At 68.5% G+C, this 7,752-nt stretch carries 7 protein-coding genes and 1 pseudogene; 1 reads left to right on the top strand and 7 read right to left on the bottom strand.

Annotated elements, in window-relative coordinates; genetic code table 11:
- Positions 1-369 precede the first annotated feature (369 nt).
- From A5712_RS21335 to A5712_RS21365, 7 genes are all read right to left on the bottom strand, one after another.
- Entirely contained in the window at positions 370-2,223 is a 1,854-nt protein-coding gene (locus A5712_RS21335) for an alpha/beta hydrolase (protein WP_068109350.1), read from the bottom strand.
- Complete coding sequence (locus A5712_RS21340) at positions 2,190-2,519, bottom strand: DUF2563 family protein (protein ID WP_068109354.1); 330 nt, start codon at positions 2,517-2,519, stop codon at positions 2,190-2,192. The genes A5712_RS21335 and A5712_RS21340 overlap by 34 nt, the downstream gene beginning before the upstream one ends.
- 76 nt (positions 2,520-2,595) lie before the next feature.
- A complete protein-coding gene (locus A5712_RS21345; protein ID WP_068109356.1) occupies positions 2,596-3,105 on the bottom strand; it encodes a pullulanase in 510 nt (169 codons plus the stop codon).
- A gap of 62 nt (positions 3,106-3,167) precedes the next feature.
- Positions 3,168-4,874: a hypothetical protein gene (locus A5712_RS21350; RefSeq protein ID WP_068109359.1), complete on the bottom strand. Its 1,707-nt coding sequence runs from the start codon at positions 4,872-4,874 to the stop codon at positions 3,168-3,170.
- Complete coding sequence (locus tag A5712_RS21355) at positions 4,871-5,518, bottom strand: hypothetical protein (protein WP_231982191.1); 648 nt, start codon at positions 5,516-5,518, stop codon at positions 4,871-4,873. The genes A5712_RS21350 and A5712_RS21355 overlap by 4 nt, the downstream gene beginning before the upstream one ends.
- 111 nt (positions 5,519-5,629) lie before the next feature.
- Complete coding sequence (locus A5712_RS21360) at positions 5,630-7,081, bottom strand: MinD/ParA family protein (RefSeq protein WP_082973576.1); 1,452 nt, start codon at positions 7,079-7,081, stop codon at positions 5,630-5,632.
- A 71-nt stretch (positions 7,082-7,152) separates the two neighbouring features.
- A complete protein-coding gene (locus tag A5712_RS21365; protein WP_068109366.1) occupies positions 7,153-7,425 on the bottom strand; it encodes a hypothetical protein in 273 nt (90 codons plus the stop codon).
- Here A5712_RS21365 and A5712_RS21370 point away from each other — a divergent pair.
- A pseudogene (locus tag A5712_RS21370) lies at positions 7,397-7,752 on the top strand (HD domain-containing protein); the annotation flags it as partial. The gene A5712_RS21365 and the pseudogene A5712_RS21370 overlap by 29 nt on opposite strands.

The raw sequence follows: 7,752 nt of genomic DNA on the forward strand, positions 1-7,752 counted from the left end.
GTCGAGCAGAGCTCCTTTTTGGCGCTCGCGACTTGGTCAGGCGTAAAAGTCGGCGAAGGAGTCGCGGCGGTCGGAGCCTTTCCAGCGCTGCTAGTCGTCGGCCGGGATAGCGCAATGATGCCCACAACAAGCGCCGCCACTGCGATGAGACCGACCAGGGCCAGACCTACAACAATGCCGCCATTAGGCCGTGGCCTGCCGGGCGCCGGGGGTGGTGTCCACTCCGCCATCGGAGGTGGCTGAGGATTCATCACCTGCTCAAGGCTAGTCGGATGCGCCCCAATGTCACTTCAAGCCGGCGACGTCGGCAGCCTTGTCGAATACCGGACTACGCCGGCTCATTCAGCTCGCGCGATGCCGCGCTTGCGATTACCCCGCCGGTCCGCGATGCCAATGCCCGCGCGTCGCCCAACGCACCACCTCGGGGTCGACCAACCGGCCCAAGCCGTATTCGCCGCGGTGCCTCGCCGTCATACCGTCGCGCTGCAGCGCATCACCATGGCCGGAAACCACATCGGACATGCTGAACAGCGACTCCGACCCGTCGTCGAAGTAGTGGAGATGGTCATTGATCGGGTCGATCCGGTTGCCCGCCACTTCGGCCTTGAACCGGGTGGAGCCATAGCCGTCGACGGCAGGATCGTTGCCAAGTCCGCCGAAGCTCACGCCGATGAGTCCGGGGCCGGTCACGCGGGCTGGCAACCAGGTGACCGCATCGCCCGACGCCGCGCCGACGTAGAGGTGCCCGCCCTTTGGCAAATGGAAGTCGGCCGCCGAATGCGCCAGGTCGGTGCCTGGGGACCCGATCAACACCACGTCGTTTGCGCGCATCCCAAAGGCCGCCGCCGCGTCCGCGACGAGGGTTGATCCATAGGAGTGGCCGACCAGCGTCATATGGGTCGGTGCACCTTCATGGGTGATCGCCAGGGCGTTGACGTCGGCGGCCAGCACTCGCGCACCATGCCGGGCCATCTCCACTTCCCGAAGACCGGGATCGACCCAGTTGTTCGGCGCGTCGTAGCCAATCCACGTCACCACCGCGGTCGGGTTGCCCCAATCGGCGCGGGCGGATTCCCGATACAGGCGCACACCTTCGGCCTCGGCCAGCGTCCCCTCGCGCACTGACGTGGCCGCCCCTTTCACCAAAACCGCCGTGTTGACCGCGGTGTCGGGATTGCCAACCGCGATGGCCGCGGACCCCTCACCTCCGAAAGCCTCGGGCTGGTACTTCAACAGAAAGACGTCCGCGACGCCATCCGGCGCTCTTAGGCCGTTTTGGGTGCGAAAAGCGTTGGCGTAGCGGCCGATTGCGACACCGGTCAGCCCGTACTCGACGGGTTGGGCTAGCACATCGTTGACGCCCACACCGCGCGACTTAGCAAGCTCTTCCACGCGACGAAGGTCGTCGTTCATCACCGCCTCATTCACGCGACTTCGCACGGCAACGGGGATACCGTTGAGGTTTCCCAGCTCAGGAGGATGCTCGGCGATCAATCGGCCCTGCTGTTCGCCGTTGAGAGTTTTCCACCACCGGTTGGCCTCCTCGGCGCTCGTTCCTGATGGCGGAATCTCGAGCAGCTCTTCAAGATTCGCCGCGGCATCCACCGCGTGAAGAACCGCCGGGTCGTAGCCGTCGGAGCGCAAGGCGGTCAGCGACCTCCGCAAAAACTGCGAGTAGCCATCGCACCGAGACCGAAGCTCGCCGAACGCGGCCGCAGTGTCGTCAACGGCCTGCTGCTCCAACGCACCGATGAGCGCGTCGAGCGCGAGGCGATCGTCCGACGCGAGCCGGCTATCCTTTTCGAGCGAGAGGGCATGGCCGAGCAAGTCATCGACCTCTCGCAGTCGCATCTCCAACGTCGAGATTGCCACTGCGCCAGCGGATTGCGCCTCTGCCAATGCGGCCGCGACACCTTCCAGGTCCGCTCCAATCTTTCCCAGCTGCAAAGACTGGGCGCCGAGCGACTGCGCCGTGCGCCCCACTTCGACCGAGTCGTTGATCGGGTGTTCGCCGGCCACCCGATTCCAGGACTCTTCGAACCGGCGGCGCGCCGCATCGAAGGCGGCGGCGGATTCGGCGGTACAGCGGCCGGCATCGTGAAATGCCTGCGCCAGTTCGGAAATCTGCGCCGGGCGCCCAGACTGCAGGCTGTCGTCAATCGCCCAGGGGTCGCCCCCGGCTTCAGCAATCAGGTGCGAACGGCTGATGTATCGGAAGTCCATCGCACCGCCCGCTCTTCGGCGGCGTTGCGGTCATCCATATTGGTGAACTGGTTGGCGGCGTAATGCGCCTTGTGGCCGAGTCCTGTCAGCGTCTGCTGGTGGTCCTGCAAGGCCTCGACGTACCGCCCGTGTGCCACGGTCACCGCCTCGTGAAACGTTTCGGCAGCAGCAAAAGCGCCGAACATCCCGGCTGACAGCGGGCCCCGTGACAGTTGATCGGCCCCCTCCTGCGCATGCCCGCCGGCGCGGTGCGAATCGTTGGCCCCCACGTGCAGCATGTCGGTGTCGACGAACATCGCTACCCCCTCCCGGCCCGCGCGCAGGCTGAACTGGTGGCCAAGCTAATAAGCGGCCCTTCCCCGGTCAATTCAGTCATAAGGCGCTCGCCCCGTCGGCCAAACCGTCGCCGTCGGCATCGGTCAGCTTGACGTTCCAGTGCCCGTCGCCGTCGGAGTCGACGTACCCGGTGATAACCCCCTCGTCGGCGCACAGCACCCGGTCGGCCACCCCGTTTCCGTCGCTGTCGAGCAATCGGTCGTCGGCCTGACCGTGCCCGTCGAAGTCGACCAGCGGACCTCCGGTGTGCTCGACGCCGTCGAGCCCGAACCACCGCAGCTGCCCACCCCGATCGAAGGCGACCCCCCACGTCCCTGACCCGTCGTCGGTGAAATACGCCTCCGGGGCGCCGTCATTATCAAGGTCGAGGACGGCGTGGTCGGCCATCCCGTCACCGTCGTAATCCGCCAGCGCGTCGTCCTGCATGCCGTCGCCGTCGAGATCCAACCCGATTGCATCGAGCCGGCCGTCGCCGTCCAAATCGAGGTTGGGCTGGCCGTTCCAAATGGCCGCGGAGCCATCGTCATTACCCAGGCAGTAATCCATGCCTTGTCGGACGCTGGGCAACCGCGAGGCGTTCCCGCAACTCCATGAGCCGACGCTGAGCGTTACCGCGTTCGCCACGGGTGCTCGGTCAGCATCGTGGTGACCAACTCGATAACTTCGGCATCAGTGTCTTCGTCGGGGCGCGCCAGCTGTTCGGTCACGGCCGAAATCCGTTGCAGCAGAGCACCATAGGCATTGGCCGCGGCCCTGGCGTATCCGGCCGCGGCGTCCACCTGCCACGCCGCGCTGTACTGCGCGGGCAGGTCGCGGAGCTCCTGCGACAAATCGGCGGCCTGCTCCTGCACCGTCTTCACGAGGCGGCGTACCTCTTCGACGTCGACCGATCCCGCCGGTCCGACATCGTCAGCCACGCCGGCTTCGAGGACGCAATAAATCTGATGTACCGCAGCAAGCGCGTCTTCAATACGGCCCGTATGCGCCCGCACTCCCGGCGGCGGGATGGGGATCGTCAACAACTCGGGCGACGCGGCCGGCGTCGCGGCGGCGAGGCGAGCGTCGGCTTCCGCGCGCACACGTGCCACCTCGGCGTCTGCGGCCTCGCGCGCAGCCGCGATCTCACCCTCGGCCTGCTCACGCACGGCCGCAATCTCACGCTCGGCCTGCTCGCGCGCAGCGGCCATCTCACTATCGGCCCGCTCGCGCACAGCCGCGACCTTGGCGGCGGCATCGGCGCGGACCTGTTCGGCCTCGGCCTGCGCGCGTGCAATGGCCTTGTTCGCCTCCGCTCGCGCCCGGTCGACCTCGGCTTTCGCGGCTCGCTGTCCGGCCTCCACATCACCACTGATCTGCCCGCGCGCGGCGGCGACCTCGGCCGCAGCGTCCGCGCGGACCCGCTCCAGCTCGGCGCGCACCTGCTGCAGGGCTTCCTGCGCTATCGCTCGATCGGCGGCGCGCTCGCCGAACCTTTGCACGGCGCGCGCCTCCGCCGCCCTGACCTGTTGGTGAGCCGCGGCAACCTCGGCCGCCGTATCGGCGCGGACCCGCTCCAGCTCCGCGCGCACCTCCTGCAGGGCTTGTTCGGCGGCGGCTCGTTCGGCCGAACGTTCGGCGACCCGTTGCTCAGCGCGTGCCTCCGCCGCCCTGATCTTTTCCTGCGCCGCGGCGGCCGCGGTTATCGCGTCGGCGCGGACCCGTTCCAGCTCTGCGCGCAGGGTGTGCAACGTTTGTTCCGCCGCCACACGTTGGGCTGCCAGCTCGGCGATCCCCTGTTCGGCGCGGGCCTCGGCGGCGCCGACCAGTTCCCGGGCTACGGCGGCGTCGGCCGCTGCGTCAGCACGGGCCCGCCCGAGCTCGGCGCGCACCCTTTCCAAGGCCTGGCGTGCCGCCGCTCGTTCGGCCGCCCACTCGGTGTCTTTGCTGGCCGCCTGCGCCTCGACAGCACGGGCGCGCTCGCGCGCTTCTTCGGCGGCGCGCGCAGACTGTTCAGCCTCCGCCTGTGCCATCGACGCGGCGGCGTTGGCGTCCTGCTTGTCCTGCAGGGCCTCGCGTGCCCGGCGCTCGGCCGCAAGCCGCAACTGGTCCGCCTCGACGACCTGCATCATCGGCGAGAGGCGCGTTCGCGCGGGGCCGAACCGGTTGCGGTGTTCGACAAGGTCTTGTTCGGTCATCGCAGCCATCACGGCCAACACCGCGGGGGGCTTTGTGCCCAGCCGCGCCGCAGCAGCGACCGCTTCTGCAGCGGCGCGCTTTGTCAAAGCCGCCCACTCGTCGCGGTCGAGGTCTTCGATGTGTTGCCGTGTGGTTGTCACTGGCGCCGACGCCTCCCACCCGCGGCGATCCGCCGGCCCGGTTCGGGGATTTCGTCGCCCAACGGTCGGGGTGCCGCTCGGAGCGCCTCCGGCATTGCGAGCAGGTCTGGCTTTGCGCCCGCAGCGGTGGACGGCAGATCGCCAGGAGGTTCATCGAGCAGGCTGCCTTGCTGGGCCAACACCAGCGTGAACTGGCCGAGGTAGACCGACACGGCCCTGGCGAGCGTGTCGTCTCCGAGGTGCTCCGCGTCGCGCAGCAGCCCCCGCAGGATTTCCAAAGCCAGCTCCGGCCCAAGCCCGAGGCCAAGGGTGGCACCATTACCAGCGGCCGGCTCGATGCCCGCCGTCTCGACCACCCACACCAGCCGCTGCCAGCATCGCGTCACCGCGGCCGCGTGCTGCTCATCGTCGCGACGTTCTCGATTCTGGCGTTCCTGCTGCTCGAGCTCCATCCGGTGGCGCCGCGATGCCCGCTGCATGGCGAGCAGCACAAGGAGGGCCACGATGATGGCTGCGCCGAGCGCTGCAACGCCGCCGAACCCCGCTGACATCAGGAACTCGTTCTCCGGCGGTAGCGCCATCATCCGCCCGGGCAGCGCAAATCCTTCAGCCACGACCTGAAGGCGCCCATCGGAATTCAACATACGTGCAGTATGCCTCCTGGGCGGACTTCAGACCATTGGAATCTTTCGATGATAGGTCGTCGCACCGGGCCGACGCCAACGCCCGACCGGCCCTTTCGGTGGTGTCCGCTATCACAGTCCCCTCGGCCGGCCAGCGGTCGTGCTGAAATGCTCGGCGCACGCCGCGGCCAGTTCCAACAGGCGGCGCCGGGTGGTCCGGTTGACCTCGTCCTTGACGTCGATCACCCCGCCCGGGCGCAGGTGCCCGTCGAAGGGGATCTCGATTACCTTCTGGCCCCGCCCGCCGAAGCGCTCGACCAAAAGTGCGATGTCGCGCTTGGCGGCGTGCCCGTCCGAATCGTTGACCACCACCACCGTGCGCTGCAGCAAACCGTTGAACCCATGATTTGCCAGCCAATCCAGGGCCTGTGCCGCCGCGGAGGCGCCGTCATACCACGGCGAAGACACCACGATCAGCGCATCAACACCGGCGAGCACCTCCTGGGTCACCGGCGAATCCAGGCTGGATCCGCAGTCGACGATGGACAAGGTGAAGTGCTTGTCGAGCTGCGTCGTGGCTTCGCGGTAGATCGCCGGGTCCAATACCCGGCGACTGGCAGTGGCCGCATCTCCCGCCAGCACGAACAAGCCGGCCCGGTTGCTGCCCACCCGGGCGCGGATATCGGCGAACGAGAACAGGTGCCGGTCGGAGGCCAGCTCCCAGTACGAGCTCGCCGTCGACGGGTCGATCCGGCTGGCCAGCTTGCCGTACGAGGTGTCCGCGTCGATCGCCACCACGCGGTCGTCGTTGCGCAACTCGGCGAACACCGACCCGACGCTGGCGGCGATGGTGCTTTTGCCGACCCCGCCCTTGCCCAGCACGCCGATCTTGTAGGTGCCGCGCAACAGGGTCCGGATCTTGCCTTCGAGTTCGGCCTGATAACGCTCGTCCGGCGACCAGCCCAGATTGATCAGCTTGAAACTGGCGACGTAAACGGCCTTGCGCCAGCCGCGGCCGGGCGGGATGCGCCGGGTCGGCACGAGGTCGCTGCGCCGGATGCTGTCGACATAATTCAACGGCGGCGGCGGCGGACGCTGGGCTTGACCCCAGCCGGGGCTGCCCGTCGGCGGCGCGGTCGCCTGCTGCTGCGGTTGCGGCCACGCCGGGCCCGGGGGGTCAGCGGGGACATCCGGCCGCGGCGGCGAGGCGGCGCCCGCTGCCGGCTGTTGCTGGGTTAAGGCCCATCCGTCGGGGCGCGGGCCCGCGTACTGGCCGGCGTCGGGTCTGCTTGGGGCAGGCCCGGATTCGCGGCCCCGTCCACGTGTCGGGCCTGGCGCCCTGGAGCGGTCGAACAGCGTGGCAGTCTCGTCGAGCGGCCCGCCGTGGCGGAACGCGGGCTGGTCCGGCCACTGATAGGGGGCGTCGTTTGGCGTCTCCGGCGCGGGAGCCCCGTTGTCGGGCTTGTCGTCCTGTGGGCGCAACGGCACCGGCCCGGACCCGTTCGCTACGGCCTCCGGCGGGCCGGCGGGAACCGCAGGCGGACTCGCATGATCGTCGGAATCTGCGCCTGTACGTTCGGTCATATGGCCTCCTAATCAGGACAAAGACCGGCATCCGCGTTGCATTTTATGCCCGGCGGCCGCAGTCGGTCCTTTCAGGCGTTCCCGCGCGACCGCCACCAGGACAGCAACTCGGCGGTCGCCTCCTCGGTTGTCAGCGGCCCGCGTTCCAGGCGCAGCTCCTTCAGGTACCGCCACGCCTCGCCGACTTGCGGGCCGGCCGGGATCCCGAGCAGCTCCATGATCGCGTTACCGTCCAGATCGGGGCGCACCCGCGCCAAGTCCTCCTGGGCCGCCAGCTCGGCGATCCGCTCCTCCAGCCGGTCGTAGCTGGCCTGCAAGCGGGCGGCGCGGCGGCACGAGCCCAACGGCGGAGTGAGTTTTCACCACCACGAGGTGGTGGGCGCCAAGATGGCCCGAAAGCGGTTGCGCGCGTTGAAGTATTCCAAGCAGATGGTCGACGACGTTTCACAGCTGGTGTTTCTGCACCTGCGGTTCCACGGCTACGGCGAGGGCAAGTGGACCGACTCGGCGGTGCGCCGCTATGTCACCGACGCGGGGCCGCTGCTGCCGCGGCTGCACAAGCTGGTTCGCGCCGATTGCACGACCCGCAACAAGCGCCGCGCCGCCCGCTTGCAGGCCAGCTACGACCGGCTGGAGGAGCGGATCGCCGAGCTGGCGGCCCAGGAGGACTT

Origin of the sequence: Mycobacterium sp. E2327 (assembly GCF_001672675.1) — a bacterium.
Taxonomy (GTDB): domain Bacteria; phylum Actinomycetota; class Actinomycetes; order Mycobacteriales; family Mycobacteriaceae; genus Mycobacterium.